Genomic DNA, 26785 nt, shown 5'->3' with positions numbered 1-26785 from the left:
TGACGTATTCGAATCTTCTAATTAGTTCTTATGACGGCGGTTTTGTGCGAACAGCTCTTCGACGTCTTGTTTTGGTTGAGGACGATAGAAGTGGAAACCTTGAATGGAGCTACAGTTGAGGTTTGATAGAAGCGTCGCTTGCTCACTGGTTTCGACACCTTCTGCAACCACAGTTAAATCGAGAGATTTACCAAGGTTGATGATGTTTTCGATTACTGTAATTTGTTTCGGCAGAGTGTCGATATCAGAGATAAATGCACGGTCAATCTTGAGCTCATCAATAGGGAAGCGAGCTAGGTAAGACAGCGATGAATAGCCTGTACCAAAGTCATCGATGGACAAGGCGAATCCGAGTTTCTTGATAGCGTTTAGCATTTGTAGCGTGTGTTCGCTGTCACTCATCACAGCACTTTCTGTCAGCTCAAAAGTAATCGCGCTTGGGTCAAGCTCTGTTGAACGGAGTAGCTTTTCAACGTAATCAATCAGCTTTGGGTTACCAAACTGTTCTGGAGACAAGTTGATCGCCACTCGCCCAGGCAGGATACCTTGCATCTTCCAACGCTTAACCGTCGCAAATACTTCACGCATTACCACACGACCAAGCTGTTCGATAAGACCTGCACGTTCCGCTACTGGGATGAATGCGGCAGGGCTGATGTAGCCTTCAACAGGGTGCTTCCAACGAACCAGAGCTTCTGCGCCGTTGATGGTGAAATCACGGGCATTCACTTTCGGCTGATACCAAACCTCGAGTCCATTTTGTTGCAGTGCTTTTTGCAGCTCTATCTCAAGCCACAGTCGCATACGTGCTTCTTTGTTCATCTGTTCGTTGAACTTAATCAGACGATTACGACCACGATCTTTGGCTTCATACATCGCGGTATCGGCGTTTTGCAGCAGGATACGTGCGTCTGTACCATCTTGAGGAAAGCTCACGCTGCCAATAGAACAAGCTAAGCGTTTACTGAAATGGTGAAGATCGAAGGGTTGATTGATCAGAGCGATGATCTTTTCAGATAAGGCTTCAGGTGTTCGTTGATGTTCCGGCTCTGGCAGGATGATACCAAACTCATCTCCGCCAAGGTGGCCGACTACCGCTTGACGAGGAAGTAGGCGTTTTAGGCGAGATGCGACTTCTTTGATGACCTTATCACCGATGTGGTGACCTAAGGAGTCATTGATATTCTTGAAGTTATCAATGTCTAAGTAGAGCATCACAACGGGTGTATTGTTGTGAATGAATTGCTCAAGGCGCTTGGTAAATCCTACTCGATTGTAGAGTTTGGTGAGCGCATCAATATAGGCATCTTCACTGTTTGCCGGAGTAAACTGTTTTGCTGTTTCCTGTGCATCTTGGATAAGTACTAATTGTGTACTGTTTCCTAGCACCGCGGTCGAGTCGATATGAAGTTGAACCTTACGTTCAAAGCCACATCGAGCGCCTGTTAAACAAACCAAACCCGACTCGGAAATAATAGAACTCAGCCTATTATTAAAGACAGTTTTGGTTTGTTCATCGATAAACAGACGGCCTAGCTCTTCACCTAGCAACTCTGATGGTGAGTTGAAACCAAGTAATCTTGCTGCTGCAGGGTTAGATGACAAAATATAGTCGTTCTCAACCAAAAGCAGTCCGTCAGGTAGCAGTTGAGAAAGCTTGTGGAACTTCGCTTCAGATTCTTCTAGGGAGCGAACGAGGACTTGATTTTCTGAGGTGTCAAAGGCGTGAAAGACGATGTAATCGGTTTTGTTGCCGTTAGTGAGAGGGGCAAGGCTGAAATGAAGGCTAGTGTCGAGGTCAGTCTCGTTGAGAGTGACTTCTGCTTCAATCGCTTCACCATTGAATGCGCGCTCATAATACGGCTTTAGATGTTGGTAGAATTGCTCGCCTAAGGTTTGGCGATCATTCATGCCTGTAAGCTCAGTTTGAGTTAAACCAGCAATATCACAGTAACGCTCATTAACCATAAGGTAATTATGTTGAGCATCAAGAACTGCAAAAAAGAACGGACTGTTCGCAGTTAACTGAGTAAACCAATGTTGTAGTTGCTGGGGAGGCATCAAAGTACTACCAATTCTCCAAGAGCTTGAATATTCACTATAGATAAATACTTATTACTTGTGTGTAATTATTGGTATCTACCTGTGAGCGCAGCGATTCGCTGTAATTCTCATTACCTGAGTTACTATAACTGTGATTTTCAGGATATTAAAGGTCGAGTATCAAAGAGGAGTAAATTTGATACATAACAGTAACTGAGTTTTTAACATCATTTATGATGCATTCCATATTATTGACAAAGTTACGGATAAGTCACGTGATAAACAAGATTCGCACTCAACTAGTTCAAAATGCCGCATCAATTTTGCGATCTCCAGTCCAGTTATTGCCTAAAACAGTACAAAAAAGAGCCTTATTGGAAGCGCTGAAAAGTGTATTCAAAGAAGCTCTAGAAGACGGTGACTTTGAGTTCCTTGAAGATAAGTGGCTTAAAGTTTCGATCAAGGATATGGGATTAAGTTGGTGTATTAGCTACCAAAATGAGCAACTAGTTGTAGCTGATAAAGAGGTTTCTGAAGATGTAAGCTTTAGCGGTAACCTTAATGATCTTGTGCTTATTGCAGGGCGTAAAGAAGACCCAGATACGCTTTTCTTCCAGCGTCGACTGTCGATTGAGGGGGATACTGAGCTCGGTTTAGAGGTCAAAAACTTGATGGATAGCGTAGATTTGGACTTATTGCCGACTCCTATGAAAACTTTGTTAAATCAATTAGCTGATTTTGTGCAGAAGGGAGTACAATCCCCAGATACACAAAGTGAGGTAATGAATGCTTATTCGAACTGAAGCACCGGCAGATATACTTGTCATTGATCGTTTATTGAAATCTGTTTTTGAAACGGATGCAGAAGCTAATTTGGTTATGAGCTTACGTGAGAATAGTCATTTAACCTTGTCGCTGGTGGCTTGTTCAGAAGATGGTGAGGTGGTTGGTCACCTGATGTTTAGCCCTGTGACGCTTGATGGCGAAGACCATAACTGGCAAGGCCTGGCTCCTTTAGCGGTAAAAGCAGAGTGCCGAAACCAAGGCATCGCAAAATCCTTGGTTGAAGAAGCTTTCTCTACTTTGGTTGATTTTGGATACCCAGCCTGTGTTGTGCTCGGTGATCCTGCTTACTACGGTCGTTTTGGTTTTAAAGCCGCAAGTGAGTTTGGCTTTAGCTGCATTTGGGATGTACCTGAAGGTGCCTTCCAAGCTATCGAGTTAGTCGACGGCGTACTTGCTGGCCATTCAGGTAAGATTGCTTATAGCCCTGAGTTTAACGACTTATAGGTCTTATTCACTAAGCAATATGATGCAAACTGATTTAGTCTAAATAAAGGAGCTTGATGCTCCTTTATTTTTTGTTAGTATCAGCCCCAATGAGCTTCTTTTCAGTTCGCTCTAACAAGACCAATACCAATAAACCTAAGGTTACACCGCTAGATATGTCACAAACACACGCACAATACCTGCAAGAGATGGGCATTAGCCAATGGGAGCTTAGTCATCCAGAGCGCTTGGCTGGCTACGAATCTGAATTGATTCCGCTATCGAGCGACTGCAAGTTACTATTGGTTTCTGCTGAAAAACCTCAGGAAGATCTCGCCGTGATGTTTGAACGCGTACTTAAAAGTATCAAGCTCGACTTATCTCAAGCTTTACACCTTCAACCGCAACACTTGTCTGCTGTGGATTTAGGTTCGGTTGAATGGGTATGGTTTGCTGGTTGTGACTCTGCCCATGAACTGAAGGCAAAAACACTTCAATCTCCATTACTGTCTGACATTAACGGTAATAACCAACATCGCCGCGACTTATGGCAACAAATTTGTGCTTATGACTAATCAATTATTACCCACTTCAGAACAACACCTCGACGCTATTTGGCAGATAGAGCAGACCGCGCATTCTCATCCTTGGTCTGAAAACATGATTCGTGATCTTAGTAGCCGTGGAGGCTGCCACCGTGTTTTAGAGGTGGACGGAGAGGTTGTCGGCTATTTCTATGCTCAGAACATTGTCGGTGAAGTGACTTTGCTGACGATAGCAGTTGACCCCAAGCAGCAAGGTAAAGGTTACGGCAAAGCTTTGGTTGAGCACTTTCTCGATATGTGTGAACAAGCTGACGCTGAAAGTGCTTGGCTGGAAGTTCGCGAAAGTAATGTGAATGCGTTTAATCTTTACGAGAAGGCTGGCTTTAATGAAGTTGACCGTCGTCGTAACTATTACCCAACTAAGCAAGGCAACGAAGATGCGATCATTATGAGCTATCTTTTCATGTCTTTTAGCTAGTCATGTTACGTTTTTAGCCGACTAAATAACTAACCACAGAATTAGTCTCAAAATAGGGTGTAAACTGACCCTTTAGAAAGTGATACGCTTTCTGTATAATCCGCACACAGAATTCAAGGGCAAGTATTATCTACTTGCCCTTTTTACGCTTTAGATCAGCAAAGGGCGACTATGTCTTTCCAACAAGAAGTGAGCAAACGTAGAACGTTTGCAATTATCTCTCACCCGGATGCGGGTAAAACCACGATTACTGAAAAAGTTCTTTTATTCGGAAACGCGATTCAAAAAGCGGGTACCGTAAAAGGCCGTGGCTCTAACCAGCACGCTAAATCTGACTGGATGGAGATGGAAAAAGAACGTGGTATCTCGGTAACTACGTCTGTAATGCAATTCCCATACAACGATTGCCTAGTAAACCTACTCGATACTCCAGGACACGAAGATTTCTCGGAAGATACGTACCGTACACTAACAGCGGTTGACTCTTGTTTGATGGTTATCGATGCCGCAAAAGGTGTCGAAGATCGTACTCGTAAACTGATGGAAGTAACACGTCTACGTGATACACCAATCGTAACGTTTATGAACAAACTTGACCGTGATGTTCGTGACCCAATGGAAGTGCTAGATGAAGTGGAAAGCGAGCTAGGTATGGCTTGTGCTCCAATCTCTTGGCCTATCGGTTGTGGTAAAGAGTTTAAAGGCGTTTACCACATTCACCGTGATGAAACGATCTTGTATGAATCTGGCCATGGCCATGAGATCCAAGAAGTTCGTATCATCAAAGGTCTAGATAACCCTGAACTAGACGAAGCTGTTGGCGAAGATCTGGCGAGCAGCGTTCGTGAAGAGCTTGAATTGGTTATTGGCGCATGTCCTGAGTTTGATCACGAACTGTTCCTTGCTGGCGAGTTGACTCCGGTTTACTTCGGTACTGCATTGGGTAACTTCGGTGTTGACCACATGCTTGATGGCCTAACTCGATGGGCTCCAGCACCTCAAACGCGTCAAGCGAATGAGCGTGATGTTGAAGCTACTGAAGAGAAGTTCTCTGGTTTCGTCTTTAAGATCCAAGCAAACATGGATCCAAAACACCGTGACCGTATCGCATTCATGCGTATCGTATCGGGTACTTACGACCAAGGTATGAAGATGAACCATGTTCGTACTGGTAAGAACGTGAGTATCTCAGATGCAGTAACCTTCATGGCGGGTGACCGTGCGCGTGCTGAAAAAGCATACGCTGGTGACATCATTGGTCTGCATAACCACGGCACAATCCAGATTGGCGATACCTTTACTCAAGGCGAAAGCTTGAAGTTCGCAGGTATTCCTAACTTTGCGCCTGAGCTATTCCGTCGTATCCGCTTGCGCGATCCACTGAAGCAGAAGCAACTTCTAAAAGGCTTGGTTCAGCTTTCTGAAGAGGGCGCGGTTCAAGTCTTCCGTCCTTTGCAAAATAACGATCTGATCGTTGGTGCGGTTGGTGTACTTCAGTTTGATGTGGTTGTAGCGCGCTTGAAAGCGGAATACAACGTTGAAGCGATTTACGAAGGTGTGAACGTTGCAACTGCACGTTGGGTTGAATGTGATGACGCTAAGAAACTAGAAGAGTTCAAACGTAAGAGCCAAGCTAACCTAGCGTTAGATGGTGGTGATAACCTGTCTTACATTGCACCGACTATGGTGAATTTGAACCTAGCTTCTGAACGTTTCCCAGAAGTTCAATTCCGAGCGACGCGCGAGCACTAATCGGGACAGCTCTAGATAACATTGTTGGATAATATTAAAGCCGAATTGCTCCTAGCATTCGGCTTTTTTGTTACACTAAGAGTACACCGTTTTGATGGAGTAAAGCGTGTTTGATCTCAATTTAGTAAAGCCATTTCTCTCTGTATATCAACAAAGATCGATAACCAAAGCTGCTGAATCGTTAGAGTTAACTCAACCTGCGGTTAGTGCTGCAATCAAGAGGTTTGAAGCGGTCGTAGGTTATGCGTTGTTCGTAAGAGTTGGGCGTTCAATAGAACCAACTTCAATGGCTCACAAACTGGCTGGTCAATTATCTGATGCTTTAGAGTTGATGGAAGGAGCAGTATCAAGAAAACGTGATTTTACGGTTTATATGCCTGCGAATCTGCTCCACAAAATGCCCATGCTCAATGGTGTTCAGCTGGTTGAATCCCCAATTTCTGTAGAGAATGTTGTCGAGGATATCCGACTCAACCGAGTAGATTTAGTGGTCGATACTGGTTTACCTAAACAGTCAAGTTTAGCGTCTGAATTTGCAACTACTGATCGATTGCTTCTTATGAGTGATCCTGAGAACAGTCAATTTGGTGAGAAGATTTCGATGGATGAGTTTCTTGAAGCACGGCATGTAACCTTGAAGTTACTTCGACAAGATACTCAAATAGTCGACTTTCTTTCCGAAAAGAGCTTCACACGTGATGTGGCAATTGAAGTTCGAAATCTAACTAACTTGATCTTAGCTGTAAAAGGAACTGACTATATTGCTGCGGTTCCGGTTAGCATGATCCATTTGGCTAAAACCATAGGTTTACAAATTCATGAGCCTCCATTCTCAATGCGTCCTGTGGAGTTTGAGTTTTTCTATCACAAGAAGTATCAAACTAATGGGCAGCATCAAGAGTTGCGAGATCAGCTTAAACACTTATTAAATAGTTAGAAATCGAAGGCTAAACCGAATTCCACATAGTTTTTATTTTCAGGGTATATCGTGTAGGTCACGGACGGTTTTACATACTTCAAGTTAAGGAATATAGCTACCTCGTGATAGTGGATGTTGGTTCTAGTTTCATTTCTGATATATCCAGGCCCTATAGCGATATCATCTTTAATGTAAAAGTCCTGGGTATCTTTTTTGAATCCGATTTCTTGGTTGAATTTGTAAAGAAAATCAGCATATTGAATCGGGCTCCACAGAGCGCCAGCGCTATAATCGAATGTATCAGAGGCTCTATATTCCACGCATAAGTTTGGAAGACAAGCATCGAAATCTCTATCCATGTAGTTGTAATTAAGATCTCCGATTAATGTCCATTGTTCATGGATTAGCTTCGCGGCAAAGATTCCCGTTGTGATTTCATGCTCACTGACTTTTACCGTATTTTCAGTGTAGTACGTATCGCCTTGCCAGAAAGAGTAGCCAACACCGGCTTGCCAGTATTCTTGAGTATCAACTTCTCCAAAAACACGCAACTTATCATTGATTTGATAATTTATATCAAGAGTGGCAACCGTTTTCTCATTGTCTGGATTTTGAGATAAGCTGACGGAAAAAATATCAGTAAAACGCTCAATAGATTCAATAAGGGTGTCATTTGCAGATGAGTAAAAAGGGAAGGTTGAAGCAAGTATTAATAGAAGGCGTTTCATATTCAAATTCCGAATCGCTTTCCTTAGCTAGTGAGTAGAACACCCGATAATCGGAGTAACTATTATCGGGTGAGCGGGTTAAATCAGGCTAACTATTAGCTGCGTAAACGCTGTTGAATTGCTGATTTAGCTTTCTGTAGCTTGGTTGGGTCGATACTTTTTAGTCTACTATTATCGATTGGTTTTTGTGTGTGGTTTATGTTATTTGGACTTTGTTTTGATATGACGCCATTGTTATTGATATGAATTAATTGGCCATCTCTATCATTTCCCACATGAAGACGTACATAATGCCCAGACTCATCAGATTGAACGATATCAAAGGCTACAGGCATACTTTCCGAGCCTTTACTGATTACTAGGTTACCGTTTTCAATATGCGCAGAGGCAACAGCTTCACCATTTAGGTAAACAATACCTTGTTGAGTGGTCGAGTCTTCGTCTTGAACTATTTGAACATGATTTTTTTCATTGTCACTAGGTTTGCCCGGAGGAACGATCTGGCTTGGATCTGCTTGAGAGACAACTCCGTTAGGGTTAACGTGGATCAAGAGGCCATCTCTGTCGCTCCCTACATGAAGACGTACAAAATGCCCAGACTCATCAGACTGAACGATATCAAAGGCTACAGGCATACTTTCCGAGCCTTTACTGATTACTAGGTTACCGTTTTCAATATGCGCAGAGGCAACTGCTTCACCATTTAGGTAAACAATACCTTGTTGAGTGGTCGAGTCTTCGTCTTGAACTATTTGAACATGATTTTTTTCATTGTCACTAGGTTTGCCCGGAGGAACGATCTGGCTTGGATCTGCTTGAGAGACAACTCCGTTAGGGTTAACGTGGATCAAGAGGCCATCTCTGTCGCTCCCTACATGAAGACGTACAAAATGCCCAGACTCATCAGACTGAACGATATCAAAGGCTACAGGCATACTTTCCGAGCCTTTACTAATTACTAGGTTACCGTTTTCAATATGCGCAGAGGCAACTGCTTCACCATTTAGGTAAACAATACCTTGTTGAGTGGTCGAGTCTTCATCTTGAATTATTTGTATGTGGTTTTTTTCACTATCAACAGGAGAGTCAGAGGTTGGTGGGGATTCGAGTTCCGGACGGCTAACTTGATCTACTCGGTAAAGCTCGTCTCCATTGACTCCTAGCGTAAGCTTGCGATCGTTCACAACAATGGTTGCTGTACCATCGTTGTTGAGTGTCACATTGCTTGCATCAACATAAACCTCTTGTCCGGCAATAAGCACAAGATATCCACTATCATTATCCGCAACTTTCCATGTGCCGATACTGTCCATTGATGTAGTAACAGGAAGCTCTGGTATTGTGTTGCCATCATCAGATGAACTTGAAGATGAAGAACTACTTAACAACCCTGCAACCAATGCAGCAGAAGCCGCACCAACTGCAGCCCAAGTACCGTTAGATTGTTTCTCGTACGTTACGTCATCGACTGTAGCCGTCGTGCCTGGAGTGGCATTGGCATATTGTTCGTTTAATTTATACTGAACAGAAGCATCGATAGCGTTCATCTGCCCGTCAATAAGTTGAAGTGTTTGTTGGTTTGCTAGTTCTACGTCAATTTGAAGCGCAGAAGCAAAAACAGGTGCAGCTAATACGCTAGAAATTGAAATGGCTAAGAGTGATGCTTTCATAAAGTAGGATCTCGTTATTGAATGGAGCGTCTTGCTATCAATGCCTCCTTGGCAAGTGCGTTTATTATTCGCTTTGGTGAGATTTTCAACAATATAGCCAGCTAGTGTTGATGTATAAATGTAATTTATGCTTTTAGGGTTTTTAGGTTACATTTTGAGCTTTGGTTTAATTTGTATGTGTAGTTTTGATGTTTTATTTTATGTGTTATTTTTTTGAATGTTGAGGCAAGACTTGAGGTAAGTATGTTCAGTTGGATAAAAGCTTGGATTCAGAAATACGATAAGTGGTGCGAAGAGCTTGGCTTAACGCCTGAAAATAAGCGCAGCTGTGTGGCTTATCGCCGTGATCCTCAAGGACAACAAACAGAGAGTAGGGAAGATGACACCAGAATTAAGTGAATTTCCGCTGTTTGACACCCATTGCCATGCGGACTTTGACATCTTTGAGCAAGGTATTGCACTTGATAAAGGTATTGAAGGTTACGTTAAAGAGGCGAAACAAGCACACATCGAGAAGCTGCTGATCCCTTCTATTGGTCAAAGTAACTGGAGGAAGCTTGATCAAATAGCTCAATCTCACCCCAATATTTACTACGCATTAGGCTTTCATCCTTACTTTTTAGAGCAAGCGGAGGATGAGCAATTTTCGGAACTTCGCCAATTACTCTCTTCAAGAACGAGCCAATGTGTTGCGATAGGAGAGTGCGGACTCGACTTTTTTGTTGATGTAGATAGAGATAAACAAGAGCGTTTTTTCATCCAACAAATGGAACTCGCGAAGGCATTTGAACTGCCTTTAATCATCCATGGAAGGAAGTCTTACAACCGACTTATTGAGCTAATAAAGCAGCACAAATTCACTTTGGGTGGCGTGATTCACGGCTTTTCGGGGAGTGAGCAGCAGGCTTTGGCGTGGATCAAGCTCGGTTTCTATATTGGCGTCGGTGGAACGATCACTTACCCAAGAGCGCAAAAAACGCGCACAACCATCGCTAAACTGCCCCTTGAATGCTTGGTGTTGGAAACGGATGCTCCCGACATGCCTGTGTACGGAAACCAAGGAAATGTTAATCATTCCAAATATTTAGTTACGATATTAAATGAACTTATTTTGCTTAGAAATGAGACAAAGCAATCGGTTGCAGCGCAAATATGGCAAAATAGCCATCGAGCATTCGGTATATGTGAATAAAATCGAGGGTTTTTGTTTATCGTTTGCGTAAATTGCACTGAGCTTGTGATTTGGCTCACATTTGCGTGTGAATGGTACATGAATCTTGTACGAAAGTGTGAGGATGGCATTACTTTATTAGTGGTCGCATGAGTATAATTGCCTCCGCTTTATAGCCCCATTTTGTAACACGCCAATAAATAACTAATAAGGAAGTCATAAACTATGAGCCTGTTTATGAGCCTCGTCGGAATGGTTGCACTGATTGCAATCGCAGTACTACTATCTGACAACCGCAAAGCTATTAATCTAAGAACAGTGGGTGGCGCTTTCGCTATCCAATTCGCACTTGGTGCATTCGTACTTTACATCCCTTGGGGTCGTGATCTACTTGCAGGTTTCTCTGCTGGTGTAGCAAACGTGATCGACTACGGTAAAGACGGTACTGGTTTCCTATTCGGCAGCCTAGTTAACTTCTCAGTTGACGGTATCGGTTTCATCTTTGCTTTCCAAGTACTACCAACTCTGATTTTCTTCTCTGCACTTATCTCTGTACTTTACTACATTGGTGTAATGCAAATTGTAATCAAAGTTCTTGGTGGTGGTCTTCAGAAAGCTCTAGGTACTTCTCGCGCCGAGTCTATGTCTGCAGCAGCAAACATTTTCGTTGGTCAAACAGAAGCACCTCTAGTTGTTCGTCCTTTTGTTCCTAAAATGACTAACTCTGAACTATTCGCAGTAATGTGTGGTGGTTTGGCTTCTGTAGCTGGTGGTGTACTAGCAGGTTACGCATCTATGGGTGTACCTCTAGAGTACCTAGTTGCAGCGTCATTCATGGCAGCACCTGGTGGTCTACTATTCGCTAAAATCATCAAGCCTGAAACAGATACGCCAGACGATAACATCGCTGACGAAATGGACGGTGGCGATGACAAACCAGCTAACGTTATCGACGCAGCAGCAGGTGGCGCATCAGTTGGTCTACAACTAGCTCTTAACGTTGGTGCAATGCTATTAGCATTCATCGGTCTAATTGCTCTAATCAACGGTATCCTTGGTGGCATCGGTGGTTGGTTCGGTATGGAACACCTAACTCTAGAACTTCTTCTAGGTTGGATCTTCGCACCGCTAGCATTCATCATTGGTGTTCCATGGGAAGAAGCAACTATCGCTGGTTCTTTCATTGGTCAGAAGACAGTTGTTAACGAATTCGTTGCATACCTAAACTTCGTACCATACATCGGTGAGAACGCTCAAATCGTTGAAGCAACTGGCCAAGTAATGTCTGTTAAGACTCAAGCAATTATCTCGTTCGCTCTATGTGGTTTCGCAAACCTTTCTTCAATTGCGATTCTTCTAGGTGGCCTAGGTGGTATTGCACCAAGCCGTCGCCACGACATCGCTCGTATGGGTGTTAAAGCGGTTATTGCTGGTACTCTATCTAACCTGATGGCAGCAACAATTGCTGGCTTCTTCCTGTCTTTCTAATTAGTTAGAAATCGATATATAGACGCCATAATAATATCGCCCCGTAGCAAGAAATTGCTGCGGGGCTTTTTTGTTTTTAGGCCCCATGATTTTTGCAAGAGCATGAACATATGCTCGTAGTCGAAAATGGGTCTAGAATGTTTTTTTGAGATACAAACCGTTTGCGTTCTAAGGAGCACTACAATTTATTGATGGATACCTATAATGTATAAGCTTAAGGGATAGGATGTCTCTGTTGGCAAGAAAGTAACCGCTTGGGTTTATCTAAAGGTTATTCTTCTGGGATTAAGCCAAACTTAGCGATACGCTATAGATGTTAGACACAACATGACTGATTTGTTGTGCCATAGACCAAACTGGTACTGTGCGGTGACAAGGATTGCAATTGGTAGCGAAAGTTATCAAGTCTTCAGGGAACCAAGTCCGTTCATTTGTGGCTACTGAGCATTTTTAATTATCCATCTATACTGGATGGATGGCGAAGTAGTTAACTATTTGAATATATTGATCGGAGATAGAAATGAGCGATTTAAAAGCAGCAGCTCTACGTGCACTTAAACTTATGGACCTAACGACGCTAAATGACGACGATACTACTGAGAAAGTAGTGGCGCTTTGTCATGACGCGAAGACTGCAGTTGGCAACACCGCTGCAATCTGTATTTACCCTCGCTTTATCCCAGCCGCTAAGAAAGCGTTGCGTGAGCAAGGTACTCCAGAAGTACGCATTGCGACTGTAACTAACTTCCCTCATGGTAATGACGACATCGAAATTGCTGTTGCAGAAACAAAAGCAGCGGTAGCGTACGGCGCAGACGAAGTTGACGTAGTATTCCCATACCGTGCTCTTATTGCTGGCAACGAAGAAGTTGGCTTTGAGCTAGTTAAACAATGTAAAGCAGCTTGTGGTGACATCACGCTTAAAGTGATCATCGAAACTGGTGAGCTTAAAGAAGAAGCACTGATCAAGAAAGCTTCTCAAATCTGTATCGAAGCGGGCGCAGATTTCATCAAGACTTCAACAGGTAAAGTCCCAGTAAACGCGACTCCTGAGTTCGCGCGCATGATGCTTGAAGTTATTCGTGACATGGGCGTTGCTAAAACAGTTGGTTTCAAACCAGCTGGTGGCGTTCGTACAGCTGAAGATGCTCAAGCTTACCTAGCAATGGCTGATGAGCTACTAGGCGCTGAGTGGGCAGACAACATGCACTACCGTTTTGGTGCTTCAAGCCTACTGACTAACCTTCTTAATACATTAGAAGTGACAGACGAAACTGCTGATCCAGCAGCATACTAATTTACTCGTCATATTTGACGCCGCAGCGTTGTTGACTGCGTAAGTTCACCGGTTCGCCGGCCGTCCTAATCACATAGAGCTTCTATGCTCATAGGAATGAACTAACTGGCCGCCTAGCTGCAACGCCAAATATTTAGAGTATTGATAATAACAAGTCTGTTTGATGGAGTGGCGTTAAGTCACTCCATATTACCTCTTTATCCTACAACCATACTCGCTCAGAGTTTGGGAGGCACTAATGTATCTACCTCAAGAAATTATTCGCAGAAAACGTGATAACGAAGTACTGACCACAGAAGAAATTAACTTCTTCATCCAAGGTGTCGCTAAAAACACGGTTTCTGAAGGCCAAATTGCTGCATTCGCAATGGCTATCTTTTTTAATGAAATGACGATGCCAGAACGTATCGCACTAACATGTGCAATGCGTGATTCAGGCATGGTGATTGACTGGAGCCACATGAATTTTGATGGCCCAATCGTTGATAAACACTCTACTGGTGGTGTTGGTGACGTAACTTCTCTGATGCTTGGCCCTATGGTGGCAGCATGTGGCGGTTTCGTTCCAATGATCTCTGGTCGTGGTTTAGGCCACACTGGCGGTACGCTAGACAAGCTAGAATCTATCCCTGGTTACAACATTACACCTACCAACGATGTGTTTGGTGCAGTAACCAAAGAAGCTGGCGTGGCGATCATCGGCCAAACTGGCGATCTAGCACCGGCTGATAAGCGCGTTTACGCGACTCGTGATATCACAGCAACAGTCGATAACATCTCGCTAATCACCGCTTCAATCCTCTCTAAGAAATTGGCTGCTGGCCTTGATTCTCTAGTGATGGACGTAAAAGTCGGTTCAGGCGCCTTCATGCCGACTTACGAAGCTTCTGAAGAACTAGCGAAATCTATCGTTGCAGTAGCAAACGGTGCTGGCACGAAAACAACGGCAATTCTAACGGACATGAACCAAGTTCTTGCTTCTTCAGCGGGTAACGCAGTCGAAGTACGTGAAGCGGTTCAATTCCTAACTGGCGAATACCGCAACCCACGCTTGTTGGAAATTACGCTAGCGTCTTGCGCGGAAATGTTGGTGCTGGGTAACCTAGCAAAAGATTCAGATGAAGCGCGTGAAAAACTGATGGCAGTACTGGATAACGGTAAAGCAGCAGAGTGCTTCGGTAAGATGGTCGCGGGCCTTGGTGGTCCAGCAGATTTCGTAACGAACTACGACAATTACCTAGAAAAAGCAGAAATTGTTAAACCAGTGTACGCACTCGAAAGCGGTGTAGTATCTGCGATGGATACGCGTGCCATTGGTATGGCTGTCGTTGGTATGGGCGGTGGTCGCCGCGTAGCAACAGACAGCATTGATTACGCAGTCGGTTTTGATAGCTTCATTCGCCTTGGCGAAGTAGCAAGTGACGATAAACCATTAGCAATGATTCATGCTCGCAATGAACAACAGTGGCAAGAAGCTGCGACGGCATTACAAAATGCAATCACTGTGGGCGGAGAATATACAGCAACGCCAGACGTTTACCGTCAGATTCGTTCTGAAGACGTGTAAATAACAGATATCGGTATACCTCGTGTATACCGATAAACAGAGTTCTGGTGCAAAGAGCAATAAGTTGGTGAAGAAAATGAAAAGAGCATTTATTTTAGTTTTAGATTCATTCGGTATCGGTGAAACAGCAGATGCTGACACATTCGGCGATGTAGGTTCGGATACAATGGGTCACATTGCTGACCATTGTGATCAAGGTCTTGCAGACAACGCGGATCGTAAAGGTCCACTAACGCTGCCAAACCTGTCTAAGCTAGGTTTAGCGATGGCTCACAAAGAGTCTACAGGTCGCTTTGCTCCTGGTATGGATGCAGACGCTGAGATCATTGGCGCTTACGGTCACGCTGCTGAGCTGTCTTCTGGTAAAGACACGCCATCAGGTCACTGGGAAATCGCAGGTGTTCCTGTACTGTTTGACTGGGGCTACTTCACCGATAAAGAGAACAGCTTTCCAAAAGAACTGACTGACCGAATCCTTGAGCGTGCTGGTTTGTCTGACTTCTTAGGTAACTGCCACTCATCGGGTACAGAAATCCTAGATAACCTAGGTGAAGAACACATGAAGACTGGCCTGCCAATTTTCTACACTTCTGCTGACTCTGTTTTCCAGATCGCATGTCATGAAGAGACATTCGGCCTACAAAACCTATTAGACCTTTGTCAGATTGCTCGTGAAGAGCTAGCTGACTACAACATTGGTCGTGTTATCGCTCGTCCGTTTGTTGGTGCGGGTAAAGGTCAATTCGAACGAACTGGTAACCGTCGCGATCTTTCTGTGGAGCCGCCAGCGGCAACTATCCTTCAGAAGCTGGTTGATGAGAAGGGCGGCAACGTTCACTCAATCGGTAAGATCTCTGATATCTACGCAGGTTGTGGTATCACTCAGAAAACGAAAGCAACAGGTATCCCGGCGCTATTTGAAGCAACCAAAGAAGCGATCACTGAAGCGGGCGACAACACTATCGTGTTTACTAACTTCGTTGATTTCGACTCAGCATACGGTCACCGCCGTGATGTTGCCGGTTACGCAGCGGCACTTGAGTACTTCGATGGTCGCATCAATGAAATCATCGATATGATGAAAGAAGATGACGTGCTTATCCTGACTGCAGACCACGGTTGTGACCCAACATGGCCGGGTTCAGACCATACTCGTGAGCATATCCCAGTGATTGTTTACGGCAACAAGGTTCCAGCAGGCTCTCTAGGCCGTCGCGATACCTTCGCTGATATCGGTCAAAGCTTAGCGTCATACTTTGGTACATCGCCAATGGGATACGGTACAAGCTTTTTATAATAGTTAGCTAGAGAGAGGGAAACCTCTCTCTCTTCTTTTTTTTTGAGATTAAGGATATTTTCAATGGCTACTCCACATATTAATGCTGAAATGGGTGATTTCGCTGACGTAGTTCTAATGCCAGGCGATCCACTACGTGCTAAATACATTGCTGAAACCTTCTTAGAAGAAGTGGTTCAGGTGTGTAATGTTCGTAATATGTTTGGTTACACCGGTACTTATAAAGGTCGTAAGGTTTCGGTAATGGGACATGGTATGGGCATTCCATCTTGTTCTATTTACGCGACTGAGCTGATCAAAGACTTTGGTGTAAAGAAGATCATTCGTGTCGGCAGTTGTGGTGCAGTGAGCGAAGATATCAAAGTGCGTGATGTAGTGATCGGCATGGGCGCATGTACTGACTCTAAAGTGAACCGTATTCGCTTTAAAGGTCATGACTTTGCGGCTATTGCGGATTACAAAATGGTGCGCGCGGCGGAAGATGCAGCCAAAGCTCGCGGTGTCGACGTAAAAGTCGGCAACCTGTTCTCGGCTGAGCTGTTCTACACGCCAGATCCAGAGATGTTCGAAGTGATGGACAAGTACGGCATTGTTGGCGTAGAGATGGAAGCAGCAGGTATCTACGGCGTGTGTGCTGAATACGGCGCAAAAGCTCTGACGATTTGTACTGTTTCTGATCATATCAAAACCGGTGAGCAAACCACATCAGATGAACGTCAAACGACCTTCAATGACATGATGATTATTGCTCTCGACTCAGTGCTGCTTGGCGACCAAGAATAATTGTTTTGCTATAGCTTGATAAGCTAACAGATAACAAAAAGCCCCGTCGCTGCCTGAGCGTCGGGGCTTTTTATTGGTAATGATTTATTACTGAGCATTACTTATTGGATTCTGAAGGCTATGTGATTTCAATCGAAATAAATCATGTTGCCTAATCCGAGGTTTTTATTTCATGATTCCAAGGTCAAAAGCCCAAAGTCTAAGGCTCTATCACAGAGCTTATGAGTTTGCATTCTTAAGCAGTAAGTTCTCACCAGACTTGGTTTTTCTTCTACGAATGAGCATGACGAACAGCACACCACTTACAAACCCCATCAAGACCATGCCGATCATGTAACGATCGCTCTTACGGTAATGGTGATCAGAAATCGCCGTCATTTTTCCTGTTTCAAAAGTCACTCGAATAAAGCCGATGATCGTTTTTTCTGGCGAGTAGATAGGTTCAACTAATTGTTGCCTGCCGATACTTGCTGTTGAAAGTGGCGTGTCTAAGCCCAGAACTTCGCGTACCGAGAGTGCTTTTTCGCTTGAAGCCAGTCGAATCCCCTCTGCATCATAGATGGTGGTATCGAATACCAGTCGATCTTGGGAAAGCTGATTAGTCAGTTCAAGCAGTCGTTCTTGATCTTGCTGGGTGATCGCTTTACTGGCTGAAAGCGAGGCCTGCGAGATAAGTAATTTAGTCAGCGTCTCTAGCTGCTTTGCTTGGATTTTCTCGTTACCTTTACTGATCACGACCGTATTTTTAATCGTTACAACGAACATAGTAGCCAACAAAATGAGGGCTAGCATTCGTAAAGCGTTACGTATTGAGAACAATGATTCATTCATGTTTCACGAAGCCTGAAATAAACAAATGTTATGATTAAGACATATTGAGACTTGCGTTTTCAAATTGCAATAGGTTAACGTTTAGCATAGTTAATTAGGAATCATACACATGGACGCTCAGAAATATCTGCCGATTAAAAGGCATACAACATTATTAACTCGACTCCCCGAGACTCGTTTCGCTTCTCAACTCGCTAAAGCCAAAGCCAACTGGATTGTATTCGGCGAGTACTTGTCTCCTCAATCTTTTGATGACATCGACTTTTTCACAGGCACTTACAACACCATTCTTGATACGTGGAAAGTTGGGCATTATGAAGTGGCGTTGATGTCTGGAAACTTAACCCCGGCACACGAAGAAATCCTACAGGCCTTAAAGCTTGATTATGCTTGCCTTAGCGAGGTCCCAGACTTATCTAAGCCAGGTTTGATTGTGATGGATATGGATTCCACAGCAATTCAAATTGAATGTATTGATGAAATAGCAAAGCTAGCGGGTGTTGGAGAGTTAGTCTCTGAGATCACGGAGCGAGCGATGCAAGGTGAACTCGACTTTGAACAGAGCTTACGCCAGCGAGTCGGCGCACTTAAAGGTGCTGATGAAGCTATCTTAGAACAAGTTCGTCAGTCACTGCCTTTCATGCCTGACTTAGTAGAACTCGTGAACACACTGAATAAGCTGGGTTGGAAAACGGCGATTGCGTCTGGTGGTTTCACATACTTCTCTGATTACTTAAAAGATACGCTTGAGCTTGACCATGCTCAGTCAAATACTCTCGAAATCGTTAACGGCAAACTGACAGGCGAAGTGTTAGGTGATGTTGTTTCGGCGCAGACCAAAGCGGATATCTTGGTAGAACTTGCTGAAGAGTATGAGCTGGAACTGCACAACACCGTTGCAGTAGGTGATGGTGCCAATGATTTGGTAATGATGCGATCTGCAGGCTTAGGCATTGCCTACCATGCGAAGCCGAAAGTAGAGCAGCAGGCTCAAACCGCTGTGCGTTACGCGGGTTTAGGCGGCGTGCTGTGTATCTTGTCTGGCGTATTAGCTAAGCAGCAAAAAATCAGCTGGCAAGCGAAGCCTTAGTCATATTCGTTAAGCGCGAAACAAGAGCGCATTTACAACGGACACAAAAAAGCAGGCGATGAGCCTGCTTTTTTATTTTTGTCTCTGAAACATGGATGACTTAGATCGATAGTCCAGAGGCTTGGATTAGCGAGTCAGCTCTAATCGAATCAACACTTCATCGGTAATATCTTCTATCTCGCCATAGCCGATAAAAGCGGTAATTTCGTTCTCTAGCTTTTTCGCTTGATGCATACTGATTCGAGATAACTCTTCTAAGTCTGACTGGAACAAGCTGGTCAAAGGATTGAAGATAGGCGCTGTTGTCACTCGCAATACATACACATCACCTAAGTGCTGTGCTTTCTTAATGAATAAGATGCGTTCTTTGGCAGACGCGAAATCTTTGACCAACTTAGTGTGCACAGATTGGATCTTGTCGCCAAACTTAACCGCAGCAATGTACACATCATGATGTTTAGGCTCGGCACCTTGAATCTTTTTCAGTGGCTCCGCCAATAGCGAATTAGAGTGGCCTTTGAAAATCGGTTCCAGTGAAAACTTTTGGTTGTGACCAAGCTTAGCGAGCAGCGCTAGATGCTTGTTCAGCGGGAAGTTAACACCAATGATCTTACAACGCAGTGTTGAGCTTGGTTTATCAATGAATATTGGGTTACTGACCATCTTGCTCAACAGAATATTATGCAGAGATTCAAGGAGCGAGTGGGTTGGCAATATCTCTTTTTTCTTAACCAGCTTGCTTTGGTTTTGATCAATCAGGCCATTTAAGAATGCGATGGTACGCATTGTTTTGGCGTTCTCAGCGATAACCAATTGCACATTACGACCGTTGGGGCTCACTCGAATAACATGATAAGGAACCGTACTGAGCGGTAGCTTTTTGTCATAGAGTTGCAGCTCATTGAAGTTCACCAACACAGGGTCATTAATCTTCAAAACCATTGGGTGTTCAAGGGTAACGCTAAGACCACGTTTAGAAATGTCTAAGGTGTTTCCATTCGCAGCCGCTCCGTCTTGAGAGGTCAGTTGCAGCGGCGATTTGAATTGGTATCTCGGTTCTTTACGGCGAGTTTGAGAGTCAAAGTAGATGCTTTGAATATTGCCCACTACAGAGCGCGGGTGACGGAAGCGGTTCAGTTCACTGCTTGAAATGCGTGGTTTTTCACTCAATAGATAGTCGGCGGCGCTTTCGTGATCGCCAATCTCTTGCAAGATTCCACAATGCGTCAGTTGTGCTGAGCTTTGAGCTAACGTATCCGAGTGCTTGGCTAAGGCTTGCCTTTCGGTATCCGATAGTTCGAATACCGAGAACTTAAACGCTTTCCAACTGCTGCGTTTGCCACCTATGTGCCAAAACAACTGTCTTTGTTCACGAGAGGCTTCGGGTAGCATCATCGAATAGAACAAAGTCTTATTTTGATGTTCATGAGTAAACGAATAGATGACGTTACTTGTACCTTTAACGCCAGGCTTAGCAAGCAGGTTCATTCGTTGCTCGTTAAATAGAGTCCCTAGTGCTTGCTGGTTTCGCTCATCGTGCCAGTATTGCCATAATGGATGGTTGTTATCGGTTAGCAATGCCAGTTTAAGCTCGCTACCACTGAAGAACAGCGGAAGGTTACAGGTGTGCTTGAGATAAGTATGTTCGATGCCTCGAGTACGAGTTCGAATAAACCGATCTTGATTCTCGTGACTGGTTTTCTTACTAGAGCTATTCAAAGATTCATCAAGCAAGCGAGCAACGAGGCTTGAATCGCCAATTTTGATCGTTCTCAGGAACTTAACGGCATTGTTTTCGTAAGACTCGTCAATGCCCAGCACTCGAAATTCCACTATGTCGTTGCTGTCTGTTTCCAAAGACTTCTCAACAAGCTCTGTGAATTTTACTTCGATGATTTCGCCAAGGTTATATCTAAAGGCACTTGGTACTTTGAATTTGGCACCCGAAGGAGAAATGTCGACCGTCACACCGTGTAGGCTTTGACCTTTAGATGTGGTGATCTCAACCTGTGAACTGATCTTGAGTCTGTTTTCTTGACGTTTTAGGTCATAGCCTAGGTTGATGGCCTCGGCTTCATAAGGGCTATTCGCACTGGTGATGTCGTTGTTGTCTTGGGAAGACGTTTTAACAATATTACGAAGCGGCTGAGTTCGTGGGGTCATGACTAACTCCCACGTGCCTTCGGTATAGCCTTTAAATTTTTTGGTACCACGCTGATACGCATTTAACGCAATGTCGTCAAGCCAGTGCTTACGTCCATCGAGCGTAAACTGACGGCACTCATTATCAATACGTCCGCGTAAATCAATGCTCTTTGTACACGGAGCCATGATACGATTCAGTTCCATTTTAACGAGTAATTTCAGAGACGGGGATTCACCTTCTGTCATTTGAGAAAGAAGGAAGTCGAAATCCTCAGCGTGATAGGCTGGGATGAGTCGCTCTGCTACAGATAGAATTTCAGATTGCTGCATACTTTTCTTGTTAGAATGGACGGTACGTTTATGTTATCGACTAGTTTAAATCGATCTTTAAGTATAAGTGGTATGACTGCAACTTTTATTTTCACCCGTACGGTCAAATAAGTCACAAATTGACAACATCATTGTGTAACTGAGTAAATTATTGAGGTTTTATGGCTAAGGCAAAACGAGCTTATGTGTGTAATGACTGTGGTGCTGACTTTCCGCGTTGGCAAGGACAGTGCAATGCATGTGGTGCTTGGAACACGATTACAGAAGTTAGGCTAGCGGCTTCACCTCAAGTTGCGCGTAATGAACGACTCAGTGGTGGTTACGCGGGTGGCACAACAGAATCTTCGGTTCAAACACTCTCTGAGATTGACCTGCAAGAAGTCCCTCGCTTTAGTAGCGGCTTCAAAGAGCTCGACCGCGTACTTGGTGGCGGTGTCGTTCCTGGCGCTGCGATTCTGATCGGTGGTAACCCCGGTGCAGGTAAATCAACCCTGTTACTGCAGACCATGTGTCAGCTCTCTTCGCAATTACCGACTCTCTATGTCACTGGGGAAGAATCCTTACAGCAGGTAGCGATGCGTGCCTCTCGATTGGGCTTACCAAAAGAGCACTTAAAAATGCTCTCTGAAACCAACGTTGATAAAATCTGTCAGGTCGCTGAAAAAGAACAACCTAAAATCATGGTTATCGACTCTATTCAAGTAATGCATGTCGCTGATGTTCAATCATCGCCAGGCAGTGTCGCTCAAGTTCGTGAGTCAGCAACTGCACTAACGCGCTATGCGAAACAGAATAACGTTGCTGTGTTCTTAGTTGGACACGTAACTAAAGACGGTACTCTGGCTGGCCCCAAGGTACTTGAACACATTATTGACTGTTCTGTGCTGTTAGATGGCGGAACCGATAGCCGCTTTAGAACGCTGCGCAGTCACAAGAACCGTTTTGGTGCGGTCAATGAATTGGGTGTGTTTGCAATGACAGGCCAAGGCCTTAAAGAAGTCAGCAACCCATCCGCTATTTTCTTGTCTCGTGGTGAAGAAGAAACCTCAGGCAGTTCAGTGATGGTGGTTTGGGAAGGGACGCGTCCATTGCTTGTTGAAATCCAAGCGCTGGTGGACTATTCGCAGCTGGCAAACCCGCGTCGTGTCGCGGTTGGTCTTGAGCAAAATCGACTGTCATTGTTATTAGCAGTGCTGCATAAACATGGCGGCTTACAAATGGCTGACCAAGATGTGTTTGTGAATGTCGTTGGTGGTGTTAAAGTAACCGAAACCAGCGCAGATCTAGCATTAGTGATGGCGTTACTTTCTAGCTTTAGAGACCGAGCACTACCGAAAGATGTGGTTGTGTTCGGTGAAGTAGGCCTAGCGGGTGAGATTCGACCAGTACCAAGTGGACAAGAGCGTTTGAATGAAGCGTTTAAGCATGGTTTTAAGAGGGCGATAGTGCCTGCTGCTAACATGCCTAAGGGTGGCATTCCTGGAATGCAGATCCACGGGGTCAAAAAATTATCAGAGGCAATTAATGCTTTTGATGAGTTGTAATTGAGCTCACTTCAGCTACTCTATACAGCAGAAAATCAGTCTAACTTGAACGCTAATTGCGCTTTAGGTTAGCACTAAACCTAACAATCATTTAGATTGTTTCTACAGATTGCCTTTTCGTCTTTGTTACGAAAAGGCAAAGTTTTTTAGTCCCAAATGCATGCAAAGCTATCAGTCCTCACAGATTGTGATATACTCTGCGCGCATTTTATATCCTATTAACAGAGTAAGACAATGGCAGATTTATCGAAATACAGAAACATTGGTATTTTCGCGCACGTTGATGCGGGTAAAACAACTACCACTGAGCGTATCCTTAAGCTAACTGGTCAGATCCACAAGACTGGTGAAGTACATGATGGCGAATCAACTACTGACTTCATGGAACAGGAAGCTGAGCGCGGAATTACTATCCAATCAGCAGCTGTAAGCTGTTTCTGGAACGGTCACCGTCTAAACGTTATCGATACTCCTGGACACGTTGACTTCACAGTTGAAGTATACCGTTCTCTTAAAGTACTTGATGGCGGTATCGGTGTATTCTGTGGTTCTGGTGGTGTTGAACCACAATCAGAAACTAACTGGCGCTACGCTAACGAATCAGAAGTATCTCGTCTGATCTTCGTTAACAAACTAGACCGTATGGGTGCAGATTTCTACAACGTTGTTGACCAAGTTAAAAACGTTCTAGGCGCAACTCCTCTAGTTATGGTTCTACCAATCGGCCGCGAAGATGAATTCGTGGGTGTTGTAGACCTTCTAAGCCGTAAAGCATACGTTTGGGATGACACTGGTCTTCCTGAAAACTACGAAATCCTAGATGTTCCTGCGGACATGGTAGACGACGTAGAGCAATACCGTGAAGAGCTAATCGAAACTGCTGTAGAGCAAGACGATGACCTAATGGAAGCTTACATGGAAGGTGAAGAACCTTCTATCGAAGACATCAAGCGTTGTATCCGTAAAGGTACTCGTGACCTAGCGTTCTTCCCAACTTACTGTGGTTCTGCATTCAAGAACAAGGGTGTTCAAATCATTCTTGACGCTGTTGTAGATTACCTACCTTCTCCAACTGAAGTTGATCCTCAACCTCTAATGGATGAGAACGGTGAAGAAACTGGTAAGCACGCTATCGTTTCTACTGAAGAAACGTTTAAAGCTCTTGCATTCAAAATCATGGATGACCGTTTCGGTGCTCTAACTTTCGTTCGTATTTACTCTGGTAAATTGAACAAAGGCGACACGATTCTTAACTCATTCACAGGTAAAACTGAGCGTGTTGGCCGTATGGTTGAGATGCAAGCTGATGACCGTAACGAACTAACTAGCGCACAAGCTGGTGACATCATTGCGATCGTTGGTATGAAGAACGTGCAAACAGGTCACACTCTATGTGATCCTAAAGATCAAGTAACGCTTGAGCCAATGGTTTTCCCAACTCCAGTAATCTCTATCGCTGTATCTCCAAAAGATAAAGGCGGTTCTGAGAAAATGGGTATCGCGATCGGTAAAATGGTTGCAGAAGATCCATCTTTCCAAGTTGAAACTGACGAAGAAACTGGCGAAACTATCCTGAAAGGTATGGGTGAGCTTCACCTAGACATCAAGGTAGATATCCTTAAGCGTACTTACGGCGTTGACCTAACAGTTGGTGCTCCTCAAGTTGCTTACCGTGAAACTATCACTCAAGCAATTGAAGATAGCTACACGCATAAGAAACAGTCTGGTGGTTCTGGTCAATTCGGTAAGATCGATTACCGTATCAAGCCTGGCGAACCTGGTTCTGGCTTTACGTTCTCTTCAAAAGTTGTTGGCGGTAACGTACCTAAAGAATTCTGGCCTGCTGTTGAGAAAGGCTTTGCTGGCATGATGGAAAACGGCGTACTAGCTGGCTTCCCTACGCTAGACGTTGAAGTTGAACTTTACGATGGTGGTTTCCACGCAGTCGATTCATCTGCAATCGCATTTGAAATCGCAGCGAAAGGTGCATTCCGTCAATCTATGCCTAAAGCTGGCGCGCAACTTCTTGAGCCAATCATGAACGTTGACGTATTTACTCCAGAAGATCACGTTGGTGATGTTATCGGTGACCTTAACCGTCGTCGTGGCATGATCAAAGATCAACAAGCTGGCGTAACTGGCGTTCGTATTAAAGCTGACGTACCACTTTCAGAAATGTTTGGTTACATCGGTCACCTACGTACAATTACTTCAGGCCGTGGCCAATTCTCTATGGAATTCGCACAGTACTCTCCATGTCCAATGAACGTGGCAGAAGAAGTAATCGCTAAAGTTAAAGCAGAAAAAGAAGCTGGTAAGTAATTAGCCCTTTTCTAAATTAACTAAAAAAGCCCCGCAAGTGAAAGCTTGCGGGGCTTTTTGTTACTTGTAACATACTGCGAGATGCGAGATGCGAGATGCGAGATGCGAGATGCGAGATGCGAGATGCGAGATGCGAGATGCGAGATGCGAGATTGATACGGTGATATGGTCCCGTATTAAGCAGATACGGGACAAATTTAGATAGAGCTAAAAAGAGAGGGACTAGCGTTTCAAATCAATGTAAATCTGCTCTACTTTAGTACGAGCCCAGTCTGTTTTACGCAAAAACTTTAAGCTAGATTTAATGCTTGGGTCTTTTTTGAAACAGTTGATGTTCACCATGTAACTCAACTCTTCCCAACCGTAATGCTCAACCAATTCAGTCAGTAGCTTCTGCAATGTGATACCGTGAAGTGGGTTATTTTCTTGTGTCATGAGATGTTCTCGCCATTTATTTGAGCTCAGTATATCAGTTTCGCTTTATGAATTATCAGACCATTTCAGCTCGTAATCTGTCTCGATAATAGAAAGCTCTTCTCGACCTTTATTTCCAAACAACTGAACCTGACTTTGCATCCAAGCTTCAAAGCGTTTGATTTTCTCGCGATGAAAGTATCCAGCAGGCGCACATAGGAAGTAATTGTATTTGGGCTTAAGTGCGATGTTACCTATCCGTACCAGCTTCTTTTCCTGCAAATACCGATAAACCAAGCTGTGCTTAACCAGTGCGACACCTTGAACGGATAGCGCACCTTCCAAAACAAAATGCGAACCATCAAATTGCAGTGATGAGCGTCCTGCTTTCGCTCCCACAACATCTAACCATAGATTCCAATCCATATCAGGCCAGCGGTCTTCAATTAGCTCTGCTTTGTGTAGATCGTCGATGTCATAAATACCATGCTTCTCTTGGTAGATGGGGTGGCAGACAGGGTAAACCACTTCGTCCATTAACCAACGCGATTCAATGTTTGGATAATTACCATGACCATATCGAACGCAGACATCGACATTAGAGTCTTCAAACGTCACGAGCTTGTTGGTCGGTTCAATCAACATGGATAGATCTGGGTGACGATCGCGAAAGTCACCAATTCTAGGTACCAACCAGTGTTGGGCAAATGATGGCACGGTCGAAATAGACAGTTGAGTGGGATTTGGGTCTTGGTTAATTCGCCTCACACCATCTTGAATGTGGGCAAAGCCTTTCTTAGCTTGCAGGTAAAGCACTTCACCTTCATGAGTGAGTACTATTTTTCGGTGCTGACGAATAAACAAGTCTGCACCTAACCACTCTTCAAGTTGGCGAATTTGTTGGCTGACGGCAGCCGCCGTGACAAATAGCTTTTTTGCTGCGAGCTTAAAACTGCCAGTTTCAGCCGCAGTATAAAAATAGTAGATCCCTTGGAATGGTGGGGTGCGTTCTCTCACATTAGTTTTCCTTAACTGAATGCCAGTATCTATCGTTTGTCGTAAGTACGTTGTTGGTCGATTATTGACCATAACAAAGCGGATA

23 protein-coding genes are annotated in these 26785 nt (G+C 44.2%); 16 read left to right on the top strand and 7 right to left on the bottom strand.

What is annotated here, in order from left to right; translation table 11 throughout:
* Positions 1–21: 21 nt before the first annotated feature.
* Entirely contained in the window at positions 22–2061 is a 2040-nt protein-coding gene (locus QWZ07_RS19130; protein WP_017108765.1) for a bifunctional diguanylate cyclase/phosphodiesterase, read from the bottom strand.
* A gap of 257 nt (positions 2062–2318) precedes the next feature.
* On the opposite strand from QWZ07_RS19130, the gene ubiT reads away from it, so the two are divergent.
* The 6 genes from ubiT (at position 2319) to QWZ07_RS19100 (ending at position 7024) form a co-directional block, all read left to right on the top strand.
* Positions 2319–2846 carry a ubiquinone anaerobic biosynthesis accessory factor UbiT gene (gene ubiT, locus QWZ07_RS19125; protein ID WP_065103009.1) on the top strand — a complete coding sequence of 176 codons (528 nt, stop codon included), beginning with the start codon at positions 2319–2321 and terminating at the stop codon, positions 2844–2846.
* Entirely contained in the window at positions 2830–3333 is a 504-nt protein-coding gene (locus tag QWZ07_RS19120) for a GNAT family N-acetyltransferase (RefSeq protein ID WP_099165241.1), read from the top strand. The genes ubiT and QWZ07_RS19120 overlap by 17 nt, the downstream gene beginning before the upstream one ends.
* A gap of 155 nt (positions 3334–3488) precedes the next feature.
* A complete protein-coding gene (locus QWZ07_RS19115; protein WP_192852335.1) occupies positions 3489–3887 on the top strand; it encodes a DNA polymerase III subunit psi in 399 nt (132 codons plus the stop codon).
* A complete protein-coding gene (gene rimI, locus QWZ07_RS19110) occupies positions 3880–4335 on the top strand; it encodes a ribosomal protein S18-alanine N-acetyltransferase (RefSeq protein WP_102559743.1) in 456 nt (151 codons plus the stop codon). The genes QWZ07_RS19115 and rimI overlap by 8 nt, the downstream gene beginning before the upstream one ends.
* Before the next feature lie 171 nt (positions 4336–4506).
* Positions 4507–6087, top strand: coding sequence for a peptide chain release factor 3 (prfC, locus tag QWZ07_RS19105; RefSeq protein WP_012604694.1), 1581 nt, complete (start codon positions 4507–4509; stop codon positions 6085–6087).
* A 106-nt stretch (positions 6088–6193) separates the two neighbouring features.
* Positions 6194–7024, top strand: coding sequence for a LysR family transcriptional regulator (locus QWZ07_RS19100; RefSeq protein WP_192852278.1), 831 nt, complete (start codon positions 6194–6196; stop codon positions 7022–7024).
* On the opposite strand, the gene QWZ07_RS19095 is transcribed toward QWZ07_RS19100, so the two are convergent.
* Both QWZ07_RS19095 and QWZ07_RS19090 read right to left on the bottom strand, forming a co-directional pair.
* Positions 7021–7734 carry a hypothetical protein gene (locus QWZ07_RS19095; protein ID WP_192852277.1) on the bottom strand — a complete coding sequence of 238 codons (714 nt, stop codon included), beginning with the start codon at positions 7732–7734 and terminating at the stop codon, positions 7021–7023. The genes QWZ07_RS19100 and QWZ07_RS19095 overlap by 4 nt on opposite strands.
* Before the next feature lie 95 nt (positions 7735–7829).
* The gene (locus tag QWZ07_RS19090; RefSeq protein ID WP_192852276.1) at positions 7830–9404 is read right to left on the bottom strand and encodes a hypothetical protein; all 1575 of its coding nucleotides are present in this window, start codon (positions 9402–9404) and stop codon (positions 7830–7832) included.
* A 243-nt stretch (positions 9405–9647) separates the two neighbouring features.
* On the opposite strand from QWZ07_RS19090, the gene QWZ07_RS19085 reads away from it, so the two are divergent.
* From QWZ07_RS19085 to deoD, 7 genes are all read left to right on the top strand, one after another.
* Positions 9648–9803 (top strand): DUF5363 family protein, encoded by a 156-nt coding sequence (locus tag QWZ07_RS19085; protein WP_192852275.1) that lies wholly within the window; start codon positions 9648–9650, stop codon positions 9801–9803.
* Positions 9784–10596, top strand: coding sequence for a TatD family hydrolase (locus QWZ07_RS19080; protein WP_192852274.1), 813 nt, complete (start codon positions 9784–9786; stop codon positions 10594–10596). The genes QWZ07_RS19085 and QWZ07_RS19080 overlap by 20 nt, the downstream gene beginning before the upstream one ends.
* Positions 10597–10800: 204 nt before the next feature.
* Positions 10801–12063 (top strand): NupC/NupG family nucleoside CNT transporter, encoded by a 1263-nt coding sequence (locus tag QWZ07_RS19075; protein ID WP_017108773.1) that lies wholly within the window; start codon positions 10801–10803, stop codon positions 12061–12063.
* 520 nt (positions 12064–12583) lie between these two features.
* Positions 12584–13360: a deoxyribose-phosphate aldolase gene (deoC, locus tag QWZ07_RS19070; RefSeq protein ID WP_017080007.1), complete on the top strand. Its 777-nt coding sequence runs from the start codon at positions 12584–12586 to the stop codon at positions 13358–13360.
* A gap of 238 nt (positions 13361–13598) precedes the next feature.
* On the top strand, positions 13599–14927 hold the full coding sequence (deoA, locus tag QWZ07_RS19065; RefSeq protein WP_029225893.1) for a thymidine phosphorylase: 1329 nt from the start codon (positions 13599–13601) through the stop codon (positions 14925–14927).
* Between the two features lie 76 nt (positions 14928–15003).
* Entirely contained in the window at positions 15004–16224 is a 1221-nt protein-coding gene (locus QWZ07_RS19060; RefSeq protein ID WP_065111283.1) for a phosphopentomutase, read from the top strand.
* Between the two features lie 63 nt (positions 16225–16287).
* A complete protein-coding gene (gene deoD, locus QWZ07_RS19055) occupies positions 16288–17007 on the top strand; it encodes a purine-nucleoside phosphorylase (RefSeq protein WP_192852273.1) in 720 nt (239 codons plus the stop codon).
* A gap of 219 nt (positions 17008–17226) precedes the next feature.
* Here deoD and QWZ07_RS19050 read toward each other — a convergent pair whose 3' ends face one another.
* The gene (locus tag QWZ07_RS19050; RefSeq protein ID WP_017108777.1) at positions 17227–17838 is read right to left on the bottom strand and encodes a YtjB family periplasmic protein; all 612 of its coding nucleotides are present in this window, start codon (positions 17836–17838) and stop codon (positions 17227–17229) included.
* 109 nt (positions 17839–17947) lie between these two features.
* Between QWZ07_RS19050 and serB the strand changes: the two genes are divergently transcribed.
* Positions 17948–18928, top strand: a complete 981-nt coding sequence (gene serB / locus QWZ07_RS19045) for a phosphoserine phosphatase (RefSeq protein WP_017108778.1) — start codon at positions 17948–17950, stop codon at positions 18926–18928.
* A 126-nt stretch (positions 18929–19054) separates the two neighbouring features.
* On the opposite strand, the gene QWZ07_RS19040 is transcribed toward serB, so the two are convergent.
* Positions 19055–21403 (bottom strand): PilZ domain-containing protein, encoded by a 2349-nt coding sequence (locus tag QWZ07_RS19040; protein WP_192852272.1) that lies wholly within the window; start codon positions 21401–21403, stop codon positions 19055–19057.
* A gap of 161 nt (positions 21404–21564) precedes the next feature.
* Here QWZ07_RS19040 and radA point away from each other — a divergent pair, with 161 nt between their 5' ends.
* Both radA and fusA read left to right on the top strand, forming a co-directional pair.
* Positions 21565–22947 carry a DNA repair protein RadA gene (gene radA / locus QWZ07_RS19035; RefSeq protein ID WP_017106963.1) on the top strand — a complete coding sequence of 461 codons (1383 nt, stop codon included), beginning with the start codon at positions 21565–21567 and terminating at the stop codon, positions 22945–22947.
* 234 nt (positions 22948–23181) lie between these two features.
* On the top strand, positions 23182–25269 hold the full coding sequence (gene fusA, locus QWZ07_RS19030) for an elongation factor G (protein ID WP_017106964.1): 2088 nt from the start codon (positions 23182–23184) through the stop codon (positions 25267–25269).
* 222 nt (positions 25270–25491) lie between these two features.
* On the opposite strand, the gene QWZ07_RS19025 is transcribed toward fusA, so the two are convergent.
* Positions 25492–25704 (bottom strand): VF530 family protein, encoded by a 213-nt coding sequence (locus QWZ07_RS19025; protein WP_017106559.1) that lies wholly within the window; start codon positions 25702–25704, stop codon positions 25492–25494.
* A 45-nt stretch (positions 25705–25749) separates the two neighbouring features.
* Positions 25750–26700: a LysR substrate-binding domain-containing protein gene (locus QWZ07_RS19020; protein WP_065110847.1), complete on the bottom strand. Its 951-nt coding sequence runs from the start codon at positions 26698–26700 to the stop codon at positions 25750–25752.
* Positions 26701–26785: the final 85 nt, after the last annotated feature.

The organism is Vibrio lentus, assembly GCF_030409755.1.
GTDB lineage: Bacteria > Pseudomonadota > Gammaproteobacteria > Enterobacterales > Vibrionaceae > Vibrio > Vibrio lentus.
Note: the sequence above shows the minus strand (reverse complement) of the source record. Positions and strands in the feature narration are given on the sequence as shown.